Origin of the sequence: Pseudomonas sp. Irchel s3f19 (genome assembly GCF_900187555.1) — a bacterium.
Lineage (GTDB): Bacteria > Pseudomonadota > Gammaproteobacteria > Pseudomonadales > Pseudomonadaceae > Aquipseudomonas > Aquipseudomonas capeferrum.
In genome coordinates this window covers 12,802-38,210 of the sequence record NZ_FYDW01000016.1, presented here as the reverse complement: position 1 = coordinate 38,210, position 25,409 = coordinate 12,802, and the positions used below count along the sequence as shown (strand labels likewise).

19 protein-coding genes and 2 pseudogenes are annotated in these 25,409 nt (G+C 65.0%); 7 read left to right on the top strand and 14 right to left on the bottom strand.

The window, feature by feature from the left end; genetic code table 11:
- Positions 1 to 73: 73 nt before the first annotated feature.
- Positions 74 to 247: pseudogene (locus CKW22_RS28010) on the top strand (transposase); the annotation flags it as partial.
- A 111-nt stretch (positions 248 to 358) separates the two neighbouring features.
- Entirely contained in the window at positions 359 to 814 is a 456-nt protein-coding gene (locus tag CKW22_RS24520; protein WP_095065375.1) for a transposase, read from the top strand.
- A 63-nt stretch (positions 815 to 877) separates the two neighbouring features.
- Here CKW22_RS24520 and CKW22_RS24515 read toward each other — a convergent pair whose 3' ends face one another.
- Positions 878 to 2,215, bottom strand: coding sequence for an MATE family efflux transporter (locus CKW22_RS24515; protein WP_033703386.1), 1,338 nt, complete (start codon positions 2,213 to 2,215; stop codon positions 878 to 880).
- A 166-nt stretch (positions 2,216 to 2,381) separates the two neighbouring features.
- On the opposite strand from CKW22_RS24515, the gene CKW22_RS24510 reads away from it, so the two are divergent.
- Positions 2,382 to 7,292: an alpha-2-macroglobulin gene (locus CKW22_RS24510; protein WP_095065373.1), complete on the top strand. Its 4,911-nt coding sequence runs from the start codon at positions 2,382 to 2,384 to the stop codon at positions 7,290 to 7,292.
- A gap of 186 nt (positions 7,293 to 7,478) precedes the next feature.
- Here CKW22_RS24510 and CKW22_RS24505 read toward each other — a convergent pair whose 3' ends face one another.
- Positions 7,479 to 7,772, bottom strand: a complete 294-nt coding sequence (locus CKW22_RS24505) for a hypothetical protein (RefSeq protein WP_033703383.1) — start codon at positions 7,770 to 7,772, stop codon at positions 7,479 to 7,481.
- A 77-nt stretch (positions 7,773 to 7,849) separates the two neighbouring features.
- On the opposite strand from CKW22_RS24505, the gene pbpC reads away from it, so the two are divergent.
- Complete coding sequence (pbpC, locus tag CKW22_RS24500) at positions 7,850 to 10,204, top strand: peptidoglycan glycosyltransferase PbpC (RefSeq protein WP_033703382.1); 2,355 nt, start codon at positions 7,850 to 7,852, stop codon at positions 10,202 to 10,204.
- Between the two features lie 93 nt (positions 10,205 to 10,297).
- The gene (locus CKW22_RS24495) at positions 10,298 to 11,971 is read left to right on the top strand and encodes a ShlB/FhaC/HecB family hemolysin secretion/activation protein (RefSeq protein ID WP_095065371.1); all 1,674 of its coding nucleotides are present in this window, start codon (positions 10,298 to 10,300) and stop codon (positions 11,969 to 11,971) included.
- A 41-nt stretch (positions 11,972 to 12,012) separates the two neighbouring features.
- Here CKW22_RS24495 and CKW22_RS24490 read toward each other — a convergent pair whose 3' ends face one another.
- The 8 genes from CKW22_RS24490 to CKW22_RS24455 form a co-directional block, all read right to left on the bottom strand.
- Positions 12,013 to 12,768 (bottom strand): response regulator transcription factor, encoded by a 756-nt coding sequence (locus CKW22_RS24490; RefSeq protein ID WP_095065369.1) that lies wholly within the window; start codon positions 12,766 to 12,768, stop codon positions 12,013 to 12,015.
- A gap of 139 nt (positions 12,769 to 12,907) precedes the next feature.
- Positions 12,908 to 13,378 carry a prepilin peptidase gene (locus CKW22_RS24485; RefSeq protein WP_095065367.1) on the bottom strand — a complete coding sequence of 157 codons (471 nt, stop codon included), beginning with the start codon at positions 13,376 to 13,378 and terminating at the stop codon, positions 12,908 to 12,910.
- 195 nt (positions 13,379 to 13,573) lie between these two features.
- Entirely contained in the window at positions 13,574 to 14,143 is a 570-nt protein-coding gene (locus tag CKW22_RS24480) for a DUF4136 domain-containing protein (RefSeq protein WP_095065365.1), read from the bottom strand.
- Between the two features lie 19 nt (positions 14,144 to 14,162).
- The gene (locus CKW22_RS24475; protein ID WP_095065363.1) at positions 14,163 to 14,798 is read right to left on the bottom strand and encodes a DUF4136 domain-containing protein; all 636 of its coding nucleotides are present in this window, start codon (positions 14,796 to 14,798) and stop codon (positions 14,163 to 14,165) included.
- Between the two features lie 22 nt (positions 14,799 to 14,820).
- Positions 14,821 to 15,570 (bottom strand): methyltransferase, encoded by a 750-nt coding sequence (locus tag CKW22_RS24470; protein ID WP_033703375.1) that lies wholly within the window; start codon positions 15,568 to 15,570, stop codon positions 14,821 to 14,823.
- Positions 15,567 to 15,872 carry a MazG-like family protein gene (locus CKW22_RS24465; protein WP_033703374.1) on the bottom strand — a complete coding sequence of 102 codons (306 nt, stop codon included), beginning with the start codon at positions 15,870 to 15,872 and terminating at the stop codon, positions 15,567 to 15,569. The genes CKW22_RS24470 and CKW22_RS24465 overlap by 4 nt, the downstream gene beginning before the upstream one ends.
- A gap of 87 nt (positions 15,873 to 15,959) precedes the next feature.
- Positions 15,960 to 16,811, bottom strand: coding sequence for a MaoC/PaaZ C-terminal domain-containing protein (locus CKW22_RS24460; RefSeq protein WP_095065360.1), 852 nt, complete (start codon positions 16,809 to 16,811; stop codon positions 15,960 to 15,962).
- 2 nt (positions 16,812 to 16,813) lie between these two features.
- Positions 16,814 to 18,166, bottom strand: a complete 1,353-nt coding sequence (locus tag CKW22_RS24455; RefSeq protein WP_095065358.1) for a 3-oxoacyl-ACP reductase — start codon at positions 18,164 to 18,166, stop codon at positions 16,814 to 16,816.
- Positions 18,167 to 18,284: 118 nt separating this feature from the next.
- Between CKW22_RS24455 and CKW22_RS24450 the strand changes: the two genes are divergently transcribed.
- A complete protein-coding gene (locus CKW22_RS24450; RefSeq protein WP_033703507.1) occupies positions 18,285 to 19,562 on the top strand; it encodes an acetyl-CoA C-acetyltransferase in 1,278 nt (425 codons plus the stop codon).
- A gap of 71 nt (positions 19,563 to 19,633) precedes the next feature.
- Positions 19,634 to 20,413, top strand: a complete 780-nt coding sequence (locus tag CKW22_RS24445) for a helix-turn-helix transcriptional regulator (RefSeq protein ID WP_033703371.1) — start codon at positions 19,634 to 19,636, stop codon at positions 20,411 to 20,413.
- Positions 20,414 to 20,477: 64 nt separating this feature from the next.
- On the opposite strand, the gene CKW22_RS28230 is transcribed toward CKW22_RS24445, so the two are convergent.
- From CKW22_RS28230 to CKW22_RS24430, 4 genes and pseudogenes are all read right to left on the bottom strand, one after another.
- Positions 20,478 to 21,206 (bottom strand): methyl-accepting chemotaxis protein, encoded by a 729-nt coding sequence (locus CKW22_RS28230; RefSeq protein WP_371856447.1) that lies wholly within the window; start codon positions 21,204 to 21,206, stop codon positions 20,478 to 20,480.
- A 129-nt stretch (positions 21,207 to 21,335) separates the two neighbouring features.
- A pseudogene (locus CKW22_RS28225) lies at positions 21,336 to 22,265 on the bottom strand (cache domain-containing protein); the annotation flags it as partial.
- 327 nt (positions 22,266 to 22,592) lie between these two features.
- The gene (cueR, locus tag CKW22_RS24435; protein WP_095065356.1) at positions 22,593 to 23,003 is read right to left on the bottom strand and encodes a Cu(I)-responsive transcriptional regulator; all 411 of its coding nucleotides are present in this window, start codon (positions 23,001 to 23,003) and stop codon (positions 22,593 to 22,595) included.
- Positions 23,000 to 25,399, bottom strand: a complete 2,400-nt coding sequence (locus tag CKW22_RS24430) for a heavy metal translocating P-type ATPase (RefSeq protein ID WP_033703367.1) — start codon at positions 25,397 to 25,399, stop codon at positions 23,000 to 23,002. The genes cueR and CKW22_RS24430 overlap by 4 nt, the downstream gene beginning before the upstream one ends.
- Positions 25,400 to 25,409 lie beyond the last annotated feature (10 nt).

Here is a 25,409-nt window from a genome sequence, read left to right as displayed (position 1 = left end):
TGTAGGAGCGGCCTTGCGTCGCGAAATGAGGGCGAAGCCCTCACCGAGGTCACACCCGGTCTTTACCTGCTGACATCGGCTGGGTGCAGAACGTCGGCATATCTGGCAACGGGGTTACCATGATCGGGCACTACGCAAAGAAGACGATGTAAAAGCCGCCGCGCGTTACATCGTCGCCAATCCCATGCGTGCCGGTCTGGTGCAGCGTGCTGGCGAGTATTCACATTGGGATTGTGTGTGGCTGTAGGTCAGCAGGTGAGGGCGAAGCCCTCACCGAGGTCACACCCGGAAATGATCCGTACATCGTCTACTGAATCACCATGACTACCCTTGAATGCAATATTCAAAGGAGCGCGGCATGGACAGCCAAGGCAATCACCGTTTACGCATCGGCCGAGTCTCCGAACCCGGTCGTCTTTACCTGCTGACTGCTGTCACCCGCAGCCGCTATCCATTGTTTTGCAACATATGGTTCGCCAGAGCGGTGATTCAGCAGTTGCGCCTGGCTGATCAACAAGGCAACTGCCAAACGCTTGCTTGGGTACTTATGCCAGATCATCTTCATTGGTTGATCGAACTGGGCCCCATCAGTTTGGGAAGCCTGATGTGCGCGTTCAAATCCAGAAGCAGCTGTGCTCTTTATCGGCTGGGTGCAGAACGTCGGCATATCTGGCAACGGGGTTACCATGATCGGGCACTACGCAAAGAAGACGATGTAAAAGCCGCCGCGCGTTACATCGTCGCCAATCCCATGCGTGCCGGTCTGGTGCAGCGTGCTGGCGAGTATTCACATTGGGATTGTGTGTGGCTGTAGGTCAGCAGGTGAGGGCTGCGCCCTCATTTCGCGACGCAAGGCCGCTCCTACAGGCATCCGGCACTACCGAATCCACAACCCCTTTTGCTGCAACCGCCACCCAACCCACCCCAGCGTCACCGCCCGCAGCGCCATGAAGCCAAGAAACGCCAGCCACAACCCATGGTTGCCAAACCCGCTCATGCCCCACGCCACCGGCAGCGCAATCACCACCGAAACCAGCATCGCATTGCGCATTTCCCTGGCCCGCGTGGCGCCGATGAACAGCCCGTCCAGCAAGTAACTCCACACCGCCACCACCGGCAGCACCGCCAGGTACGGCAGGTACGGGTAAGCCGCTGCCCGCACGCTGTCGATATCGGTCTGCAGGTCGATGAACAGATGCCCCCCCAGCAGGAACAACACGGCAAACCCGACGCTGGTGATCAGCGACCACCCACACGCCACGACCAACGCGCGGCGTAGGCTGGTGTGGTCGCGCGCACCAATGGCGTGCCCGCACAAGGCCTCGACAGCATGGGCCAGGCCATCGAGGGCGTAGGCGGTCAGCAGCAGGCCATTGAGCAATAACGCGTTGGCGGCCACCGTCGCTTCACCCAGGCGTGCGCCTTGCACGGTGATCAACAGAAACACCAGCTGCAAGGCCAGGCTGCGCAGGAAGATATCGCGGTTGACGGCCAGCAGTGGCCGCCATGCCTGCCAGCGCTTCAACGCCGCCCAGGCGATGTGCCCAGGGTAGGCGCGCAGGGCCGGGCGGGTCAGGGCCAGCCCCAGCAGCGCGGCGCTCCATTCGGCGATCACCGACGCCCGCGCCGAACCCAGCACCCCCCAGTCCAGGCCGAGTACGAACCACAGGTTGAGCACGATGTTCAGCAGGTTGGTCGTCAGCAGAATGGCCAGCGGCGCCCTGGCATTCTGGGTGCCCAGGAACCAGCCGACCAGCGCGTAGCTGGCCAATGCAGCAGGCAGCCCGAGCAGGCGAGTGTGGAAGAAATCTTCGGTGGATTGCTGCAACGCCGCGCTGGGCTGCATCGCATGAAGTGCAAGCTGGCTGAAGGGCAGCGCCAGCAGGCCGATGATCACGGCAAAGCCCAAGGCCAGCAGCAGCCCTTGCACCAGCACCTGGCGCAACGCTGCGCCGTCGCCGCGGCCGGCAGCCTGGGCCGCAAAACCGGTAGAGCCCATGCGCAGAAAGCCCATCAGGCCGACCATGAAGGTGAACAGGGTGGCGCCCACCGCCACTGCGCCCAGCTGATGGGCATGGGGCAGGTGGCCAATGACGGTGCTGTCGACCAGCGCCACCAGCGGTACCGAGATATTGGAGAGGATCATCGGTGCGGCCAGGCCCCAGACCTTGCGGTGGGTAGGGCGGTCGCGCCAGTCGGTGGTCAGGGAGCTCATCGGTGTCCTAAGGTCATGGGGGCAGCGTTTGCAGGCCACAGTGTACCGGCCAGGCAACCAATGCGCGCGAACGCGGTCTCACCTGGCGCTCGACTTCGGGTGATGCGCCCGGCGTTGCGCTATAGTTGCTGCCCTCACGTACACGCTGCCAAAGAGTTCCCACACCATGTTCAACAAAGGATTGTTGCTGGCCTGCGCGCTGGCGTTGCTCAGTGCTTGTGACTCATCTGCGCCGGACAAACCGGCGCCGGCTGAGAAACCGGCAGCCACCACGCCCGCCGAGGTGCAACCGGCCAAGCGCGAAGACCCCGCCGTGCTCGCCAAGCGCTACGAGGGCCGCGCGCTGACGGTGCTGGATGTCTCGGAAGTGCAGCTCGATGGCGCCAGCGCGTTGTCGATCAGCTTCTCGGCGCCGCTGGATGCCAAACAGGACTTTGCCGCCAAGCTGCACCTGGTCGACACTGTCAAAGGCAAGGTCGATGGTGCCTGGGAACTCTCCGACAACCAGATGGAGCTGCGCCTGCGCCACCTCGAGCCGCAGCGCAAGCTGGTGCTGACCGTCGACAAAGGCCTGCTGGCGGTCAACGGCCAGCAGCTCGACAGCGAGTCGGTGACCCGCCTGGAAACCCGCGACATGCAGCCGACCATCGGCTTTGCCAGCCGCGGCTCGCTGCTGCCCACGCGCCTGGCCGAAGGCCTGCCGGTGATCGCCCTCAACGTCGACAAGGTCGATGTCGAATTCTTCCGCGTGAAGCCCGAGATGCTGTCGACCTTCCTGGTCAACTGGGGGCGCAACAGCAGCCTGTATTCCTACCAGTCCAAAGAAACCCTGGCCATGGCCGAGCTGGTCTACAGTGGCCGTTTCGACCTCAACCCGGCGCGCAACACCCGCGAGACCGTGTTGCTGCCGATCGCCGGGATCAAGCCGCTGCAGGCGCCGGGTGTGTACCTGGCGGTGATGCGTGCTTCTGGCACTTACGATTATTCGCAGCCGGCCACCCTGTTCAGCCTCAGCGACATCGGCGTCTCTGCGCACCGCTTCCGCGACCGCCTCGACGTGTTCGCCCAGGCCCTGGAAGGGGGCAAGGCGATGCAGGACGTCAACCTTGAGATACACGATGAGAAGGGCAAGCTGTTGGCCCAGGCCAAGACCGATGGCGAAGGCCACGCCCAGCTGCCGATCACGCCCAAGGCCGATACCTTGATTGCCACCCAGGGCGTGCACACCACCTTGCTGCGCCTGAACACCGCAGCGTTGGACCTGGCCGAATTCGACATCACCGGCCCTCAGGCCAACCCTTTGCAACTGTTCATCTTCGGCCCCCGCGACCTGTATCGCCCCGGCGAGACCGTGCTGCTCAACGGCCTGCTGCGCGATCAGGATGGCAAGCCGGTCAAGGCCCAGCCCGTCAGCGTGGAAGTACGCCGCCCCGATGAGCAGGTCAGCCGCAAGTTTGTCTGGGAGGCCGATGGCAATGGCCTGTACCAGTACCAGTTGCAATTGGCCAGCGAAGCACCGACTGGTCGCTGGCAATTGCTGCTCGATTTGGGGGGCGGGCGCAAGCAGGTCTACGAGTTTCTTGTCGAAGACTTCCTCCCCGAGCGCCTGGCGCTGGAGCTCAAAGGCAGCAGCACGCCGCTTGCGCCTGATCAGGATGCGCACATCCAGGTCGATGGCCGCTACCTCTACGGCGCACCTGCCGCAGGTAATCGCCTGAGTGGCCAGGCCTACGTGCGCCCGTTGCGCGAAGCAGTGCCGGCGCTGCCGGGTTACCAGTTCGGCTCGGTCACCGAAACCGAGCTGAACCAGGACCTGGAGCTGGACGAGGTCACCCTCGACCAGGCCGGCAAGGCGGTGGTCGATATCGAAAGCCGCTGGGCCGAAGCCCGCTCGCCGCTGCAACTGACCGTGCAGGCGAGCCTGCAGGAGTCCGGTGGCAGGCCGATCACCCGTCGCCTGGAACAGCCGATCTGGCCGGCCGAGCGCTTGCCTGGCCTGCGTGGGCTGTTCGAGGGTGAGGAGACCGACAGTGACGGCCCGGTGGAATTCGAGTTCCTGGTCGCCGACCGTGACGGCAAGAAGCTTGCGGCCAACGACCTCAAGGTGCGGCTGATCCGCGAACGCCGTGACTACTACTGGAACTACTCGCAGAGCGACGGCTGGAGCTACAACTTCAACGAGAAATTCCTCACCCAGAGCGAGCAGACCGTCAGCGTCAAGGCCGGCTCGACCGCCAAATTGTCGTTCCAGGTCGAGTGGGGCCCTTACCGGGTCGAAGTCGAAGACCCGGAAACCGGCCTGGTCTCCAGCGAGCGCTTCTGGGCCGGCTACCGCGCCCAGGACAACGCCGAAGGCGGCGCGGTGCGCCCCGACCAGGTCAAGCTGGCCCTGGACAAACCCTCCTACGCCGATGGTGCCTCGGCCAAGGTCACGGTAACGCCGCCGGCAGCCGGCAGCGGCTACCTGATGATCGAGTCCAGCGATGGCCCGCTGTGGTGGCAGGAAATCGACGTGCCGGCCGAGGGCAAGACCTTCGACGTGCAACTGGACAAACAATGGGCACGCCACGACTTGTACATCAGCGCCCTGGTAATTCGCCCCGGCGAGCGCAAGGCCAATGCCACGCCTAAACGCGCCGTGGGCGTGCTGCACCTGCCGCTGGACCGGGCCGAGCGCAAGCTCGCGGTCAGCCTGCAGGCACCGGAAAAAATGCGCCCCAAGCAGCCGCTGACGGTGAAGTTCAAGGTGGCCAAGGCCGATGGCAGTGCACCCGCTGCGGGGCAACAGGTGCATGTGCTGTTGTCTGCGGTTGACGTGGGCATCCTCAACATCACCGACTTCAAGACCCCCGACCCGTTCGCCAGCCTGTTCGGTCGCAAGGCCTATGGCGCTGACCAACTGGACATCTACGGCCAGTTGATCGAAGCCGGCCAGGGCCGTCTGGCCAGCCTGGCATTCGGCGGTGACGCCGCCATGGCCAAGGGTGGCAAACGCCCCAACACCACGGTGACCATCGTCGCGCAGCAGAGCCTGCCGGTGACCCTGGACGACAAGGGCGAAGGCCAGGCCACGGTGGACATCCCCGACTTCAACGGCGAGCTGCGGCTGATGGCCCAGGCCTGGACCGAGGATCACTTCGGCATGGCCGAGGGCAAGACCGTGGTCGCCGCGCCGTTGATCGCCGAACTCTCGGCGCCGCGCTTCCTCGCCGGCGGCGACCGCACCAGCCTGGCGCTGGACCTGGCCAACCTGTCCGGCCAAGCCCAGCAACTGAATGTCGAAATCAGCACCGAAGGCCAGTTGAGCCTGGCCACCAGCGCTGTGCAAAGCGTTGCCCTGGCTGAAGGCCAGCGGTCCACGCTGATGATCCCGGTGCAGGCCCAGGGTGGTCTGGGCCAGGGTAAGGTGAAGGTGCGCGTCAATGGCCTGCAATTGCCGAACGAGCCGGCCACGGCCTTCGAGCGTGAGTGGACCTTGGGCGTGCGCCCGGCCTACCCGGCAATGCTCAAGCACTATCGGGTGGCGCTGAAGGACCAGCCATGGGCGTTGCCCGAGGCTGACCTGGCGGCCTTCGAACCGGCGGGCCTTGAAGCCAGCCTGGTGGTGTCGAGCCGGCCGCCGCTGAACCTGGCCGAACAGATCCGCGCCCTCGAAGCCTACCCGTATGGTTGCCTTGAGCAGACTACCAGCGGGCTGTACCCGTCGCTGTACGCCGATGCCGAGAGCCTCAAGCGCCTGGGCATCAAGGGCGAGCCGGCCGATGTGCGCAAACGCAAGATCGAGATGGGCATCGAGCACCTGCTGGGCATGCAGCGTTACAACGGCAGCTTTGGCCTGTGGAGCTCGGACAGCGAGGAGGAGTACTGGTTGACCGCCTATGTCACCGACTTCCTGCTGCGTGCCCGTGACCAGGGCTACGGCGTGCCGGCCGAAGCGCTGAAGAAAGCCAACGAACGCCTGCTGCGCTACCTGCAGGAACGCAACCTGATCGAGGTCGACTACAGCGAGAGCGCCGACCATACCCGCTTCGCCGTGCAGGCCTATGCTGCGCTGGTATTGTCGCGCAACCTGCAGGCACCGCTGGGCGCCTTGCGCGGGCTGTTCGAACGCCGCGCCGACGCCCGCTCGGGTCTACCGCTGGTGCAACTGGCCGTGGCGCTGGACAAGATGGGCGACAAGCCACGCGCCGAGCAGGCCTTGCAAGCCGGGTTGGGCATCAGCCGCAGCAAGGGCTGGATGGCTGACTACGGCAGCACCCTGCGTGACCAAGCGTTGATCCTGGCGCTGTTGCAGGAAAGCAACCTGGCCAGCAACCAGGTCGACCAACGCTTGTTCGCGCTGTCTGACGAGCTGGCGGCCAACCGCTGGCTGTCGACTCAGGAACGCAACGCGCTGTTCCTTGCCGGCCGTGGTTTGCTCGGCAAGCCGGAGGGCAAGTGGCAGGCGCGGCTGGACAGCGCAGGCGAAATCCGCGAGCTCGACAACGCAGCGTCGGGCCTGAAGCTCGAAGGCCCGTTGTTGGCTTCGCCGTTGACGGTGCAAAACGAAGGCAGCGAAACGCTTTACCAGCAGCTGACCCTCTCTGGCTACCCACGCCAGGCGCCATCGGCTGGCGGCAATGGCATGGAGATTCGTCGCGAGTACCTGGGCATGAACGGCCAACCACTGGACCTGCACAACCTGCGCAGTGGCGACTTGGTGTTGGTGCACCTGGCGCTCAAGGCCAAAGAGCGTGTGCCGGATGCGTTGGTGGTCGATTTGCTGCCGGCGGGGCTGGAGCTGGAAAACCAGAACCTGGCACAGAGCGCCGCCAGCCTGGACAACGCCAGCAGCGCGGTAAAGGAGTGGCGTGAGTCGATGCAGAATGCCAGCGTGGTGCATCAGGAGTACCGTGATGACCGTTATGTGGCCGCGCTCAAACTCGATGGCTATAGCACCACGCACCTGCTGTACTTGGCACGGGCGGTAACGCCGGGCACCTATCGCGTGCCGCCGCCGCAGGTCGAGTCGATGTACCGGCCGAACCTGCAGGCCGTGGGCGAGGGGCAGGGCGAGATGACCGTCAACGCCCGCTAAGCCGCAGCTGCCCCGCGTGCTTGGGTTGTTGTAGGAGCGGCCTTGCGTCGCGAGAGGGCCGCAGCGCGGCCCCAGCGATATCAAGGTTAACGCCGAAATCCTGGGGCCGCTCTGCGGCCCTTTCGCGACGCAAGGCCGCTCCTACACACACCCAAAAAACACATCAAAGCGAGGGGCGGCAGGGCCTCAGTGAATCACCCAGCTCATCACCCACAACCCCAGCACCAGCCAGATGATCCCGAGGATGATCGACGCCCGCATGAAGGCACGGATGGCCGAGTACAGCAGCATCAGGCCGACCACCAGGGCAAGGATGCTGACCAGCGAGGTGTCCATGCCCAGCGTGCGCGCCAGGCCATCGATGAAATTGCCCCCGGCATTGGCCAGCAGGTTGAACAGCCCGCTCAATGCGTCGACGATAACTCGGATCAACGAACCCAGTGCCTGGCCCAGCCACTCGAAAAAACCTTCTACATGCATAGTTGCTTCCTGATCGACACGTCGGCGAGTTTGCCGTTTCCAAGCCTTTGGCCATCAGTTGGCCAAGTCGGTTCCCGATGCCAAGCTTAGCGTGGCCGCGCACGCGAGCGGGCAGAATTGCCCGTGCCGGTGTCATCACTCTGGTGCTGGCTGTCGGCCTGCTGTGGCTGGCTGACCGTATCTGGCCGCTGCCCATGCCAGGCGACGACCTGGCGCGGGTAGTGCTGGCCGAAGACGGCACGCCATTGTGGCGCTTTGCCGACGCCGAGGGCGTGTGGCGCTATCCGGTCAGCCCGGATGAGGTCTCGCCGCTGTACCTGCAGGCACTGCTGACCTACGAGGACCGCTGGTTCTATCGCCACCCCGGGGTCAACCCGCTGGCCCTGGCCCGCGCGGCCTGGCTGAACCTGCGCGGTGGGCGCGTGGTGTCGGGCGGCAGTACGTTGTCGATGCAGGTGGCGCGCCTGCTCGACCCGCATGACCGCACCTTGGCCGGCAAGCTGCGCCAGTTATGGCGTACGGCGCAGCTGGAGTGGCACCTGTCGAAGCGCGAAATCCTGCAGATCTACCTCGACCGCGCGCCCTTTGGCGGCACCCTGCAGGGGGTGGCGGCTGCCAGTTGGGCATATTTGGGCAAGTCGCCCAAGCACCTGACACCTGCCGAGGCGGCGCTGCTTGCGGTGCTGCCCCAGGCACCCAGCCGCCTGCGCCCGGACCGCCATCCCGAACGTGCCCAGCGTGCGCGCGACAAGGTGCTTCAACGGCTGGCCGAGTACCAGGTCTGGCCCGCCCAGCAGCTCAAGGAGGCCGCCGAAGAGCCCTTACTGCTGGCGCCGCGGCAAGAGCCGGCCCTGGCGCCGTTGCTGGCGCGGCGGCTGAACACCGCCGGTAGCCCGCCACTGATTCGCACCACACTCGACGCGGCCCTGCAAAGGCGCCTCGAAGACCTGCTGCTAGGCTGGCGTGCACGCCTGCCGGAGCGCACGTCGGCGGCGATTCTGGTGGTGGATGCACAGACCATGGCGGTGCGCGCTTACCTGGGGTCGATCGACCTGGCCGATGAGCGACGCTACGGCCATGTCGACATGGTGCGCGCCTTGCGCTCGCCCGGCTCGACGCTCAAACCGTTCCTTTACGGCATGGCGCTGGACGACGGGCTTATCCACTCCGAATCGCTGCTGCAGGATGTGCCCAGGCGCTACGGCGATTATCGGCCTGGCAACTTCTCCATGGGTTTCAGCGGGCCGGTGTCGGCCAGTTCGGCCTTGGCCCTGTCGCTCAACCTGCCGGCGGTGCAGTTGCTGGAAGCCTATGGCCCGAAACGCTTCGCGGCGCAGATGCGTGTGGCCGGCGTGCCGCTGATGCTGCCGCCCCTGGCCGAGCCCAACCTGTCGCTGATCCTCGGCGGTGCGGGCAGCCGCCTGGAAGACCTGGTCGGCGGCTATGCGGCCTTCGCCCGAGCCGGCAACAGTGCGCGCATCCGCCTGCAGCCCCAGGAGCCGTTGCTGGAGCGGCGCCTGCTGTCGCCAGGGGCGGCGTGGATTATCCGGCGTATTCTCAGTGGCCAGGCGCGTCCGGACCGTGACCCGCACGCCGAGCTGGTGCAGCGCCCGCAATTGGCCTGGAAGACCGGTACCAGCTATGGCTTCCGTGATGCCTGGTCGATCGGCGTCGGGCCGCGCTACCTGATCGGTGTCTGGATCGGCCGCCCTGACGGCACGCCAGTACCTGGGCAGTTCGGCCTGGCCTCGGCGGCGCCGTTGATGCTTCAGGTGCATGACCTGCTGAGCAACCGCGACGCCCAGCGCGGTATCCGCGTGCCGGTCGAGCAGGTGCCCGATACCATCGGCGTGGCAGCCATCTGCTGGCCGCTGGGCCAGCCGATGAATCGGCAAGACCCCAACTGCCGTCGCCAGCGTTTTGCCTGGACACTCGACGGCACCACGCCGCCGACCTTGCAGGCAGCCGACCAACCGCTGGGGATGGGCTTGCGCGAGCGCGTCTGGGTCAATGCGCAAGGGCAGCGCGTCGATGGCAGCTGCCTGGGGGCCAAGGTACGTGACATCGCCCTCTGGCCTGCGCCGCTGGAGCCGTGGCTTCCCCGCGTCGAACGGCGTGCGGCGCGCTTGCCGGCAGTCGACCCGACCTGCCCACCGCAGGCACCGGCGACTGCGCCACCTCTTTCAATCGTCGGTGTACGCCCGGGTGACAACCTGCGCCGCCCGGCAACCAGCAGCGAGCCGTTGCAGTTGCACGTTTCTGCCCTTGGCGGGGGTGGACGGCGCTGGTGGTTCCTCAATGGCCAGCCGTTGGGCGAGACCCTGGGCCAGGACAGCCTGCTGGTGCGCTTCGAACGCGCTGGGCAGATCGAGCTCAGCGCGCTGGATGAAAGTGGCGAGACCGCGCGGGTGGCGTTTCAGGTCAGCGAGTAGCCGTTCGACGATTGCCGGGCCAGCACCTACGCTTTGCAAGTGACGGGTGTGACCGGCTGGCGCCGCGGTACCCGAGGGATCATGGAGCGTCCTATGCGTCCTCTGGTCGTGCCCCTGTTATTGCTGCCTTGGGCCCTGCTGGCCCAGGCAGAGGCGTTGCCGGTGTTTCTCGACAGCCATGAAAACGAGCGTCGGCTGCCTGCCGCCAACCTGCCAATAGACACCTACCGCCCCGACACTTCGCCGCTGCGGCTGGCGCTGTCAGATGCCAATATTGCTGGTTGGGCACCTGCGGACACCCGGCTGGTGTTGCACAAGGTGCGTTTCGAGGGCGGCACGGTGTTCCCCCTGAGCGAGCTGCGCGACCACTACCAGCCGCTGATAGGGCACGAGATCACGCTGGGCGAGTTGCAACAGTTCACCGAGCGCCTCACCCAACGCTATCGGCAGGACGGTTACCTGCTCTCGTATGCCTACCTGCCACCGCAGGATGTCGCAGACGGCCGCATCCAGGTGGTGCTGGTGGAGGGCTATATCCAAGGCTACCGGCTGCAAGGCGACATCGGTTCGGCCCGCCGTTACCTGGAGCAGTTACTTCAGCGTTTGCAAGCCGAACGGCCGCTCACACGTGAAACGCTGGAGCGCTACATCGGCATTGCCGAACGCATCCCGGGCGTTGCGCTAGGCGCCGAACTGACCGCGGCGCATTCGCCTGAGGGTGCCGCTCACCTGACGGTGCACGCGCAGCGTAGGCCGTTTGCCGCTGGCATTACCGTAAACGATGGCAGCCGTGAGGACACCCAGGCGCTGTTCACCGTGGCCAGCAATGCCCAGACCCGCTATGCCGAACAGGTCCAGGCAAGCCTGCTGCTGCCTCCCGGGGATGATCAGGCCCATTACCAGCGTTTGGCTTACAGCCAGTACCTGGACGCCGAAGGCAGCCAGTTGTTGGTATCTGCTTCGCGCTATCGCAGCACGCCGGGCACCCGTATTCGCCTGGATGACGGCAGCGATCTCACCCAGAAGCGGGAAAGCGAGCGTTATTCGGTAGGCCTTGGCCAACCACTGATCGTCAGGCCGGATGAGTGGCTGACGGTGATGGGGCGCTTCTACGCGGTCAGCGAGCATCTCGAAGATCGGCCTGCGGGGCGTTTGCCGGTGCGCGAATACGATAACTACGTACGGGCGCTGTCATTCGAGGGCAACTGGCGCAAGGCCGAGGCTCGCCGCTTGCGGATCGTCAGTGCCGGGGTCTATCAAGGCCTGGATTACCTCGGCGCGCGCAGCGACGCCGACTATGACCTCGACTTCTTGCGGTTGCGCCTTTCGGGGTTGCAGAACGATACCCTGTTCGACGCTTGGCAGGGGGTGGTGTCGGGCGCCCTGTACTGGAGCGACGACAAACTACCCGACAGCGAACGGGCGGTGTTTGGTGGGCAGGGTTTCGGCCGTGGTTACCCCCGTGACCAGGCAGCAGGGGACAAGGGCTGGGGTGTGGCGTACGAGCTCAACTACAGCGTTCGGCACAGCGGCGGCTGGCTTAAGGTGGTGCAGCCTTATGCGGTGCTCGATGCAGCGCGTGCCTGGTACAACGCCGGCAAGGTCGAGGATGCCCGGATGGCGTCTGCTGCGCTGGGGCTGCGGCTGGGGGATGGGCGTTATTTCGATGTTGCTGTGGAAGTAGCGAAACCTCTGGCGGATGCTGCCTTGGACAGCCTGAGCCGAACGCCACGCGTGACGCTCAGCTTCACCTATCAGATGCAATGAACCCCGCTCGATACGCTCCTGCGCAACACCGGCGTTCGTGATCAATGCGCGGTAAAGCGCTGATGCACCGGGGAAGAACTCGGCGTCAGCGCCAGCGCCAGTTGCGTGCGGTTGTGCATGTGGGTCAGGCGCAGCACCTGGGACACATAGAGCTTCACGGTGTTTTCAGTGATGCCCAGTTCGCAGGCGATCTGGTAGTTGGTCTTGCCTTTGCTGACCAACCGCGCCACTTCCAGTTGGCGCGGCGACAGCTTCTCGAACACCGCAGGCAGCTCGCTTTCGCCTTCCTCGACATCATTGGCACGCCGATGCACACCCTGGCCGCGGGCCTTTTCAAGGTCGTGGTAGAGCTCGTCAACGGACGATGCCAGGTCCTGCAGGCGCTGGTTCAGGCCGCCCAGTTCCTTGAGGTTGCGCTGGCGCTCGAGCAATGCCTGCTCCTGGCGGCGAACGCCTTCGAGCAGTTCGTCGAGGTTCATGGGCTTTTGGTAGTAGTCGGCAAAACCTGCGCGCAAGGCGCGGATCACATCCTGCTTCTCCGCACGTCCTGTCAGCATGATCGCTTCGAACATGCGCTTGCTGCCGGCAATTTGCTTCAGTGCGCGGACCAGTTCGATGCCATCGCGCTGCGGCATGTGCAGGTCGCACACCACCAGGCCAATGCTTTGATCGGCCAGGTAGCGCTCGATGGCCTGGTCGGTGGAATTGGCAGGGACGCAAGGGTGACCTTGGCTTTCGAGAAATTCACACAGTTGCTCGACGATCAATGGCTGGTCATCAACCACCAATACCTTCATTTCACTCGACGGCTTGTTCACGATCAACTCCCTGTTCGTAATCGGCCCTGCTCCCGGGCCAGACGCTCTGGCAGCTTAAAAGTAGTCGTACTTTGCGAGTCTGTACAAGGCCCGTACAAGTTATCGGACCACAAAATGATTATTGGATCCATACCGCTGTCAGAAGAAAGCCTGCCAATACGTAGGGCACGAAGGCCTGCTTGTCGTCCATCTGCTCCGTGAGGGCCTGCAAGCGCTTCTTTACCTTGGGGTTGAGCAGGGTCCACAACCGGCGACGGGTGAGCAGCCACAGCAGCACCGTGACGCCCGCCCCGATGAAGGTGCCGAGTACATACTGAGGGCTGGTGGCGAGGGCCAGTGCGCCCATCAGCTTGACGTCGTCGGCACCGAAGCGCCCGAGCATGTAGCCGGGTAGGGTCAGCAGCATGACGATGGCCAGCGCCCAACCGGCGTCGCTGGCCTCGGCGCCGATCCAGCTGTGGCCGGTAGCGAACAGCCAAGCCAGGGCGCAGGCCGCGACGCCGAGTGTCAGCAGGTTGGATATCTGGCGTTGACGCACATCCTGTTCGGAGCACAAGGCAAGCCACATCAAGAGAACAATGCTTTGCATTGGCAGGTCGCCTTCCCTAATTGTTGAACACTTCTACCCGGTCAGTCAGGTTTCCTTAACTGAAGATAGACGGGAACGTGCAGGGGAGTGCAGTTGGCAACGAAAAAAGGCGTGGTAGAAATGGATTATGTCGCGGTTGGCACAGCGCTTTTGGGGGGCGGCCCTATCGCAATGCAAGGCCGCTCCCGCTGACTGCTACTTCTTGCTACCCGGCGGGTAGTTGGCCAATACCTTGGCCACGGTATTGTGAATGGCGGTATTGCGTTCCTCCGGGCTTGGCGGGTAGTTGTTCATGATCTGTTCGGCACTGCCGCGCCACACCAGCTTGCCGTCACGCCCATCGAACATGTCGACCTGAATGGTGGCGACCTTGTAGTCGACACTGCGGGTTTCGTTGTACATCGGGCCGCCCCAGTAGCCGCCCCAGTAGCCACCCCACCCACCGCCGTAGTTGGTGGTGATCTGTTGCTGGCGCTGTTCGACGATCAGGTACGTGCGTACGTTCAGGTCAGGCCGTGCAGTGCCCTGCACCGGGCGCAGGCCACGCTGGTCGAGCTGGCCGGCAACCGCCTGACGAATGCGCTGCTCGGTCAGGTCGCTCTTGATTCGGGGGTCGTCCGGGCGGTACTGCAAGCCGGGTTCTTGCCACGCCCAACTGCGGTAGGCGGCAAAATCGCGGCTGGCGTCGAAATCATGCTGGACGTTATTGCTGGAGCAGGCCGCAAGTAATAGCGCAAATGACAGTAGAACGAGACGGCGCAACATGATGGTTCTCCGGTAGACGTTAACTGGGAGGATAGCCGCTGAGCGCCTTGTGCACAGAATCACGCAAGGCACTTTCGCGATCACGCGGCGAGTCCTTGTCGCTATTGCTTTCAGCACTGGCGCTCCAGACCGGCTGGCCGTTGCGCGCGTCGAACAGATCGATGCGCACCACCATCACCTCGACCTCGTAGGTGCGCACGATCGGTGCGCTGGCATAGGCACCGTAGCCATTGCGATAGCCGCCATAACCGACACCGCCATAAGGGTAGGCGCCGTAGTAGGGGTCGTAGGTGTCATAGTCGCGCACTTGGCGCAGGCGTTTTTCCAGGCGCATGTCGGCGCTGACCAGCAAATCGCCGGTGCTGCCCCGCGCCGGGCGCAGGCCATGCTGGTCGAGCGCGCCGCTGATGGCATCGGCCAGTTGCGCCGGGTCGGCATTGGCCGTGCCGCTGGGCAACTGGCCGTCACGCCAGCTCCAGCTGCGATAGTGCCCATAGTCACGGGCGGGTGCCGGGTAGGCACTTGCGTCGAAAGTGGTGGCTGCCGCAGCGGGCGCGGGCGGTATCGGGCGGCCGCTGGCGACATACGGGTTGCTGCCCTGGCAGCCAGCCAGGGCGAGGGGCAGCAGGGCCAGGCACAACAGACGGTACGGCATGTATTCCTCCCGGCGGGCGGGGTCAGCGGGGGCGGCAGATCCAGTGCAGGTAGCGACCGAGCCCGGCAAAGCTTGGGTGCCTGCGGTGGGCCAGCTCCATTTCCAGAAGGTCGAGCAGTTCGGCCTTGGCCTGGAACTCCTTGGGCATATAGTCGTGGAACACCCTGACACCACTCTGGCTTTCGACCTGCCACATAGGCTCAAGTTGCGCCTTGAGCTCACGTGGATCAAGTGGTTTCTGTGGGGTCAGGCTCTGCTTTTCACCTTCCAGGCGGTTGCTGCGCAACTTGCGGAAATGGCCCTTGAGCAGGTTGCGATAGACCAGCGCGTCGCGGTTGTAGAAGGCCAGCGAAAGCCACCCGGTGGGGGCGGTCAGCTGATGCAGCACGGGCAGGATGCTTTCGGGTTCGGCCAGCCATTCGAGCACAGCGTGGCACAGCACCAGGTCGTAGGGTTCGGTGAGTTGGCCGAGCAGGTCCTGCCACGGCGCCTGGATGAAGGTGGCCGTCTGGCCCGCTTCGGCAAAGCGCGCACGGGCACCGTCGAGCATGGGCGCGGCGGGCTCGGCCAGGGTCAGCTGGTGGCCGCGCTCAGCCAGCCACAGGGCCATGTGGCCCAGGCCTGCGCCGATATCGAGAATGCGCAGCGGGCGGTCGGGCAATGTTTCGGCCAGGTCGGCTTGCAGCACGGCCAGGCGAATTGCACCTTTGGCACCGCCGTAGATCTTTTCCGCGAAGCGCGTGGCCAGTTCATCGAAGTGACGGTCGTTCATCGCGCGAAGCGCCTCTCGCTGTCGGCCAGTTTGGCCCGTACCACCTGGTCCATGTCCAGGCCCAGCTCGCTGCACAGCAGCAACAGGTAGAGGACCACATCGCCCACCTCCTGGCCGGCGTGGGCGAGTTTGTCGGCGGGCAACTGGCGGGATTGGTCTTCGCTCAGCCACTGGAAGATTTCCACCAGCTCGGCCATTTCGACGCTGGCGGCCATGGCCAGGTTCTTCGGGCTGTGGAAGCCGCGCCAGTCGTTGTTGTCGCGGATCTTGTGCAGGCGTTCGGTGAGTTCTTGCAGGTTCATCGGGGCTCTCCTAATGCCGCATAGCTTCGGCGCAGGTCCGATGCAAAGCAAGAGGATTCGGGGGCGGCTGCGCAGCCGCCACACGGCCTAGAGCTGGTCCCAACGCCCGAGCATGTGCAGCAACTCGCCATGCCCATCCAGCCGCAGTTCCCCTGCGGGCCCGGCCTCACTGGCACTGAGCACCACCTCCGATGGCAACCGCACCGGCTTCAGGAAATCCACCTCGAAGCCATAGCCACTGTTCGGCAGGTGCCCGCGCAACGCCGCAAGCGCCATGGCCTGGCTCCACATACCATGGGCAATGGCCTTGGGAAACCCGAACAGTCGCGCACTGGCGGCGCTCAGGTGGATGGGGTTGTAGTCCCCGCACACCTTGGCGTATCGCCGGCCGATATCGCTGTCTGCATACCAGCGGCTCGCCTCTGCCAGTGGGCCCGGTTCGCGTTCTGCCAGCTCACTCGCCTGGCCTTCCTGGTGCAGCCCGCGTACCAGCATGCGGCTGGTTTCGCGCCAGAGCAGGCCCAGGCCATCTTCGGCTTCGGTGATCAGGTCGAAGGTGCCGCCCTTGGCATGAGGTTGCAGGTTGTCGGCGTACACCGCAAACCGTAACCCATCGATGCCACCCAGGGGGCGCAGCACCTCGATGCGGTTATACAGATGCACCAGCCCGAGCAGTGGGAAGGGGAAGTCGTGGCCGGTCAGCAGCTGCAACTGGAGGGGGAAGGCCATGACATGTGGATAAGTGCCCGGCAAGCGGCCATCGTCGGTGAAGTGGCAGAGCCGGTGGTAGGCCGCAAGGTTGTCGGGCTGGGCCCGAATGACGCAGCGCAGGCCTGTGTCCGGCAGGCTGTCGCCGCTGATTTTGCGTTTGCTGGCCGCGCGCAGGTAGAGGCTGGCGCGTGAGTCCGGGGCGTGTAGGTCGTGCCAATGTCTGCTCATGGTCAGGCTCCCATCAGTGCCTGGCCACAGACCCGCAGGACCTGGCCATTGACCGCACCGGAACCCGGCTGGCTGAGCCAGGCGATGGCCTCGGCAACATCCTGTGGCCGCCCGCCCTGGCCCAGGGAGCTCAAGCGGCGCCCGGCCTCGCGCAGCCCCATGGGCATGGCGGCGGTCATGTGCGTTTCGATGAAGCCGGGGGCCACGGCATTGATGCTGGCACCGCGCTCGGCGAGCTTTGGCGCCCAGGCTTCGGCGAAGCCGATCAGCCCGGCCTTGCTCGCCGCGTAGTTGGCCTGCCCACGGTTACCGGCGATGCCGCTGACCGAGGCCAGCAGGGTGATGCGCGCGTTGTCACCGAGCGCGCCAGCGTCGTACAACGCCTGGGTGAGCACCTGCGGCGCCTTGAGGTTTACCGCCAGCACGGCGTCCCAGTATTCCGGGGTCATGTTGGCCAATGTCTTGTCACGGGTGATGCCTGCGTTGTGCACCACGATGTCGATACCCCCAGGCAGTGCTTCGAGCAGTTGCGCTGCTGCGTCGTTGGCGCAGATGTCCAGGCCCAGCGCCTGGCCGCCTAGCCGCGCGGCGAGGGCTTCGAGGTCTTGCCGCGCTTGCGGCACATCCAGCAGCACCACTTCAGCGCCGTCGCGCGCCAGGGTTTCGGCGATGGCCGCGCCGATACCGCGTGCCGCACCGGTCACCAGGGCGCGACGGCCGCCAAGCGGGCGGGTCCAATCCTCGACCTGGCTGGCGCAGGTTTCAAGGCGCAGGACCTGGCCAGAAATGAACGCGCTCTTGGGCGAGAGGAAAAAACGCAGTGCACCTTCCAGTTGGTCTTCGGCACCTTCAGCGAGATACAGCAGCTGCGCGGTCGCACCGTTGCGCAGCTCTTTGGCCAGCGAGCGGCTGAAACCTTCGAGTGCACGTTGCGCGACACTGGCCAGTGGGTCGTCGAGGCTCTCCGGGGTGCGGCCGAGAATCACCACGTGGGCGCAAGGCGCCAGGCTGCGCAGCAATGGCTGGAAGAATTCGCGCAACTGCTTCAATTTGTCGCTGTCGGACAGATGAGTGGCATCGAACACCACGGCCTTTAGCTTCGGCCCCAGGCCCGCCACCCAGGCCTGTGCCTGCAAGCCTTCGGCATTGAAACTGTAGAGTTCGTCGGTGAGGCGCGGGGCGATGGCCTCGACCCGGCTTGTCAGTGGCCCGCCACCGATTACCAGGGCGCCCTCCACCGGGCGCAGGCGGCCGGCCTGCCAGCGCTCCAGCGGGGCCGGGTGTGGCAGGCCAAGGGCATCCACAAGGCGGCGGCCGAGGTTGGAGTTGGCAAAGCCGAGGTAGCGATCGCTCATGAGTGGGTCTCCCTGAAGGCAAGCTTGAAAGTGTGGACCAACTTTGTGGCAAGGTCGTTCGAATGCGGTAAAAACACCTAGGCTGTACGGTTTAAATTGTTTCAGGAGGAACATGCGCATGCGTTCACCTCGCCGGGTCGCGATCCTGGGCGGCAACCGAATCCCGTTCGCCCGCTCCAATGGCGCCTACGCCACCGCCAGCAACCAGGCGATGCTGACCGTCGCCCTCGAGGGCCTGATCGAGCGCTACCGCTTGCATGGGCTTCAGCTGGGCGAAGTGGTGGCAGGCGCGGTGCTCAAGCATTCGCGTGACATGAACCTGACCCGCGAATGCGTGCTCGGTTCACGCTTGTCACCGCGCACACCGGCCTACGACATCCAGCAGGCCTGCGGCACGGGGCTGGAGGCTGCACTGCTGGTGGCCAACAAGATTGCCCTGGGGCAGATCGACAGCGGCATTGCGGGCGGCGTGGATACCACCTCCGATGCGCCCATTGCCGTCAACGAAGGGTTGCGCCACATCCTGCTGGAGGCCAACCGCGGCAAAAGCCTGGCTGAACGGCTCAAACCTTTTCTCAAATTGCGCCCTGGCCACCTGAAACCTGAGTTACCCCGCAATGGCGAGCCGCGCACAGGCCTGTCGATGGGCGAGCATTGCGAGCGAATGGCACAGGCCTGGCGGATTGAGCGCAGTGCACAGGACGAACTGACCTTGCTCAGCCATCAACGGTTGGCAGCTTCTTATGCCGAAGGTTGGCAGGATGACCTGCTCACGCCATTTCTGGCGTTGGGCCGTGACAACAACCTGCGCCCGGACCTGACCCTGGAACAACTGGCCAAGCTCAGGCCAGCCTTCGACCGCAGCGGCCTGGGCACGCTGACGGCAGGCAATTCCACGCCGTTGACCGACGGTGCTTCGCTGGTGCTGCTGGGCAGCGAAGCATGGGCGCAGGAACAGGGGCTCTCGGTGCTGGCCTATCTGGTGGACGGCGAAACCGCTGCGGTGGATTTCGTCAACGGCCGCGAAGGCCTGTTGATGGCGCCGGTGTATGCGGTGCCGCGCTTGTTGGCGCGCAATGGCCTGACCCTGCAAGACTTTGACTACTACGAAATCCACGAAGCGTTCGCTGCCCAGGTGTTGTGTACGCTCAAGGCCTGGGAGGACGCGGACTATTGCCGTGAGCGGCTGGGGCTGGACGCAGCGCTTGGCGCGATCGATCGCAGCAAGCTCAACGTCAAGGGCAGTTCGTTGGCGGCGGGGCATCCGTTCGCGGCGACGGGTGGGCGGGTGCTGGCCAACCTGGCCAAGCTGCTGGCGACGGCGGGCAAGGGGCGCGGGTTGATCTCGATCTGTGCGGCGGGCGGGCAGGGGGTGACGGTTATCGTCGAGCGGTGATCTTGCGGGATGGCGCCACAGTCATCCCCCCAGCTGTTAGGCTTGTCCGATCAGAACTACAAGAAACCGCCATGCCGATCATCGGACACCCCCGGCCCATCCCCGCATTGGACCATCTGCCCAGGCCGCTGTATGCCCGCGCCGAAAGCCTCGGTGCCGGCTCCTGGACCACCCGCCATCAGCACGATTGGGTGCAGTTCTCCTACGCCATCAGCGGCGTGCTGGGTGTATACACCCGCGAAGGCAGCTATTTCGCGCCCCCCCAGTGGGGCGTGTGGGTGCCTGCCGATGCCGAACACGAGGTGGTGACATCGATGCAGGCCGAAATGCGCAGCCTGTACGTTCGCCGCGATGCCTGCCCGTGGGCACCGGAGCACTGCCGGGTGCTGGAGGTGACGCCGTTGGCGCGGGAGCTGATCAAGCAGTTCTGCCTGCTCCCGGCAGACTACCCGGAAGGTGACAGCGCTGAGGCGCGATTGGTCGCGGTGCTGCTCGACCAGTTGCGCACGTTGCCAGAGGTGGGCTTCTCGTTGCCGCTGCCACGCCATCCAGGGTTGCTGGCGCTGTGCAATGGCCTGATCGCCGCGCCAGACCAGCCACAGACCCTGCAGCAATGGGCGCAGCAATTGGCATGTTCGGAAAAGACGCTGATGCGGCTGTTTCAGCGGGAGACCGGGTTGAGTTTTCGCAATTGGCGGCAGCGTATGCGGCTGTTGTCATCGCTGGCGTTGCTGGAGGCGGGGGATAACGTGACGGAGGCGGCGTTGGGCTGCGGTTATGACTCGACCTCGGCTTACATCGCAGCGTTCAAGCAATTGTTCGGGGCGACGCCGGGGGAGCTGAAGTTTTAACCTCCAGCGCCCTGTACCGGCCTAGGTGAACCCCAGAGGCCGGTAACAGAGGCCGGTTGGCCGATCAGGTGCGGAAACGTCGCACCAGTGCATCCAGTTCGTTGGACAGCCCTGCCAGGCTTTGTGAGTCCTGCCGCGCAGCCTGGGCAAGTTCGGCCACCAATTGCGCATCGCCGTGGATCTGGCTGATGTGCCGGTTGATGTCCTCGGCTACCTGGTGCTGCTCTTCGGCGGCCGTGGCGATCTGCGTGTTCATGTCGCGAATCACATCCACCGACTCACGGATCTGGCCAAAGCTGTCGCGGGCCAGGCCAATGCGGCTGACCGACTGCTGCGACACTTCCAGGCTGGCGTGCATCTGCTCGGCGACTTCGGCAGTGCGGCTGGCCAGGTTGCCCAGCAGGCCGTCGATCTCGGCGGTGGAGTCGGCAGTACGCTTGGCCAGCGCCCGCACTTCGTCGGCAACCACGGCGAAGCCGCGGCCCTGTTCACCGGCGCGGGCGGCCTCGATCGCGGCGTTGAGCGCCAGCAGGTTGGTTTGCTCGGCAATCGAGCGGATGGTGCCGAGGATCGACTGGATGGCGTTGCTGTCGCGCTCCAGCTGCTGGATCGACTGGGCCGACTGCTCGATTTCCTGGCTCAGGCGATCGACGCTGTGCACCGCCGCATCGATTTGCTGCTGGCCCTCACGGGCCTGCTGCTGGCCGCTGTCGGCTGACTGCGCCGCCTGGCTGCAGGAGCGGGCGACTTCGTTGGCGGTGGCGACCATTTCGTGGAAAGCGGTGGAAACCATGTCCACGGCTTCACGCTGGCGCCCGGCAGCCTCGGCCATGTCGTTGGACACCTGGGTCGAGCTGGTGGAGGTGCTGAGGATCTTGCTGGCTGCAGCACCGATGTGCTGGATCAGGCTGCGAATCGCGCCGAGGAACTGGTTGAACCAGTTGGCAAGCTGGGCGGTTTCGTCACGGCCGCGTACTTCCAGGTTGCGGGTCAGGTCGCCTTCGCCCTGGGCAATGTCTTCCAGGCCGCTGGTAACGCTGTTGATCGGGCGCACGATCAGCTTGGCGAAGGCCGCACCCACCACGGCGAACAGTGCTGCCAGCACCAGGGCGATGGTGCCGATCAGCCAAGTCAGGCGGGTGGTGGTCTGCATCACCTCGCTCTGCTCGATCAGGCCGATGAAGGTCCAGCCCAGTTGTTCGTCGGGGTAGATGTTGGCCATGTAGCGCACGCCGTTCAGCTCGACCTCGACCAGGCCTTTACCTGCCTTGGCCAGGGCGGCATAGCCGTCGCCGAAGCTGCCCAGTTGCTTGAAGTTGTGGCTGGCATCGCGCGGGTCGACCATCACGTTGCCGTTGTTTTCCACCAGCATCAGGTAGCCGCTTTCGCCCAGCTTGATCTGCTGGACGATCTGCGTCAGGCCCTTGAGCGAAACGTCGATGTTGACCACGCCGCCCGGGTTGCCAAGCTGGTTGGCCACGGCGCGCACGGTGCTCACCAGCACGGCGTCGTCGGCAGCCCAGTAGTAGGCGCCGGTACGCAGGGTCTTGCCTGGGTTGGCCATGGCCAGCTGGTACCAGGGGCGAGGGCGCGGGTCGTAGTTGACGAACTTCTGCCCCGCCGGCCAGCCGACATAGCCGCCGTCACTCACACCGTAGGAAAGGTAGGCGTAACCCGGGTGCGAATCGGCCAGGCGGGTGAAGAATTCGAGCACTTGCTTGTCCTGATCGCCCAGTTCATATGACGGGTTGGCGCTCATGAACTTGTTCAGGTTGTTGCCTGTGGCCGCGATCATCGGTTGCGAGGCCAGGTATTCGACGTTCTGGTTGATGCCCTGGAAGAAGATGTTCATCGCGTTGCTGACCTGGCGAATTTCCCGGCTGCTGCTGTCGAGGAATCCATCGCGGGCTTCGCCGCGCAGGTTGAGGACCACCAAGGTGGCCACGAGAACGATGGGCAAGCCGGCGATGACCGCGAATGCCCAGGTCAGTTTCTGTTTGATGCTCATCGACGCTCCCGGAATTTTTATATTGTCGACACACGAGGCAGGTAGTTACTGCATCGGCAGCGCCCGGGATTAGATGAAGGCAAATGCCCGTATTTATTAGGGAATGTCGCAGCAGGCGATGATTCGGTCGTGTTTAGGCGAATATGGCATACCAAAGCCTCGCCGCGCGGCTCAGCGGCAACATTCGCTCACCTTGCCGTTGGCCAGATCCTTGAGGATCGGACAGTCCGGCCGCTCATCCCCCTGGCAGTGGGAAACCAGATCGCCGAGGGTATCGCGCAGGCTCACCAGCTCTTCGATGCGCCGGTTCAGCTCGTCCATATGCTGCATGGCCAGCGCCTTGACGTCGGCACTGGCGCGCTGGCGGTCTTGCCAGAGCGTCAGCAGTTTGCCGACCTCTTCCAGGGAAAACCCCAGATCGCGCGAGCGCTTGATGAACGCCAGGCTGTGCAGGTCTTCTGGCTGGTACAGGCGGTAGCCGCTGTCGCTGCGGGTGGCCGGTTTGAGCAGGCCGATGGACTCGTAATAGCGGATCATCTTGGTGCTGAGCCCGCTGCGGCGGGCTGCCTGGCCGATGTTCATGGAGCCTCCTGGGCGCTGCTGGTGGGTTTCCAGGTCTTCAGCCATAGCGCATTGCTGACCACACTGACGCTGGACAGGGCCATGGCGGCGCCGGCCAGCACCGGGTTGAGGTAACCCAGCGCGGCCAAGGGGATACCGACCAGGTTGTAGATGAACGCCCAGAACAGGTTCTGGCGGATCTTCGCGTAGGTCTTGCGGCTGATCTCCAGGGCGGCCGGTACCAGGCGGGGGTCACCGCGCATCAGGGTGATGCCGGCGGCCTGCATGGCCACATCTGTGCCACCGCCCATGGCGATGCCGATGTCGGCCGCGGCAAGGGCCGGGGCATCGTTGATGCCGTCGCCTACCATCGCCACCACGCCGTCCTGTTTGAGCGCCGTCACCGTGGCGGCCTTGTCGGCTGGCAGCACTTCGGCGTGCACGTCGTCGATGCCGAGGGCGTCGGCAACCACCTTGGCGCTGCCGCGGTTGTCGCCGGTCAGCAGGTGGCTGCTGATGTGTTGTGCGTGCAGGGTATCGATAGCCTGCGCAGCACCCGGCTTGAGGCTGTCGCCGAAGGCGAACAGGCCCAGCACCCGGGGTTGTGCGCCGCGCTCGACAAGCCACGACAGCGTACGGCCTTCGGCTTCCCAGGCGTGGGCCTTGGCGGCCAGGCCACCGGGTTGCAACATGCTTTCATCAAGCAGGCGGCGATTGCCCAGGGCCAGATCACGGCCTTCCACTTGCCCGGCGATACCCCGCCCGGTCAGCGACTGGCTGTCGACCACCGCAGGCACCTCCAACTGCTGTTCGGCGCACGCATCCAGCACGGCCTTGGCCAACGGGTGCTCACTGCCGCGCTGAAGGGCGCCGGCCAAGCGGTGCAGCTCGGCGGTGCTGCCGACCAGCGCCTGGCTGTGGACCACCCGGGGGCTGCCGGAGGTGAGGGTACCGGTCTTGTCGAAGACCACCCGGTTGACCGCATGGGCACGCTCCAGGGCCTCGGCGTCCTTGATCAGGATGCCGTGGCGGGCGGCCACGCCGGTGCCGGCCATGATCGCCGCCGGCGTGGCCAGGCCGAGCGCACAGGGGCAGGCGATCACCAGCACGGCGACCGCATTGATCAGCGCGGTTTCCAGCGGGGCGCCGGCCAGCCACCAGCCAACCAGGGTGACCAGCGCGATCACCAGCACGGCCGGGACAAAGACCTGGCTGACCCGGTCCACCAGCTTCTGAATGGGCGCCTTGGCCGCCTGGGCATCTTCGACCAGGCGGATGATGCGGGCCAGCACGGTTTCGGTACCCAGTGCCTGGGTGCGCACCAGCAGCCGACCTTCGCCATTGATGGCGCCACCGGTAACGGGGTCGCCAGGTTGTTTGGGCACCGGCAGGCTCTCGCCGCTGATCAGGGCCTCGTCGGCGTGGCTGCTGCCTTCCTCGACTTGGCCATCGACCGGGAACCGTTCACCGGGTTTGACCGCTACCAGGTCACCGAGCCGCAACTGGGCGATCGCCACATCTTCCTCACGGCCATCTATCACGCGCACCGCGCGTTCGGGGCGCAGGGCTTCAAGGGCGCGGATGGCGCTGGCGGTCTGGCGCTTGGCGCGGCTTTCGAGGTATTTGCCCAGCAAGACCAGGGCAATGACCACGGCCGAGGCTTCGAAGTACAGGTGTGGCGCCATGCCGGCCGGGGCTTGTGCCCATTGGTACAGGCTCAGGCCGTAGCCGGCACTGGTGCCCAGGGCCACCAGCAGGTCCATGTTGCCGGCACCGGCACGCACGGCCTTCCAGGCCGCCACATAGAAGCGCGCACCGAGAATGAACTGCACGGGCGTTGCCAGCACAAACTGCGCCCAGGCGGGCAGCATCCAGTGCAGGCCGAAGGGCTGCACCAGCATCGGCAACACCAGCGGCAGGGCCAGCAGCAGGGCAGCAGCGACGGCCAGGCGTTCGTTGCGCAGGCGGCGCTGGGCATCGCCCTGCTCATTCTTGCCCGCATGCGGCAGGCTGGCGCTATAGCCGGCCTTTTCCACGGTGTTGATCAAAAGGCTGTCGTCGAGGGCCGCGAGCACCTCGAGGTGCGCGCGTTCGCTGGCCAGGTTGACGCTGACCTGCTCGACCCCGGGCAGTTTGCCGAGCGCGCGTTCGACACGGCCGACGCAGCTGGCGCAGGTCATGCCGCCGATCTGCAGCTCGACGGTGCGGGTGGGGACGCCGTAGCCGGCTTCACGCACGGCGTCGAGCAAGGCCGGCAGGCTGCTGGCCGGAGCCTGGACCCGGGCCTGTTCGGTGGCAAGGTTGACGCTGACCTGTTCAGCGCCGTCGACCTTTCGCAGGGCGCGCTCGACCCGGCCGGCACAGCTGGCGCAGGTCATGCCGGAAATCGGCAGGTCGAACGTGGTGGATGCGGGCATGGCTGTCCTC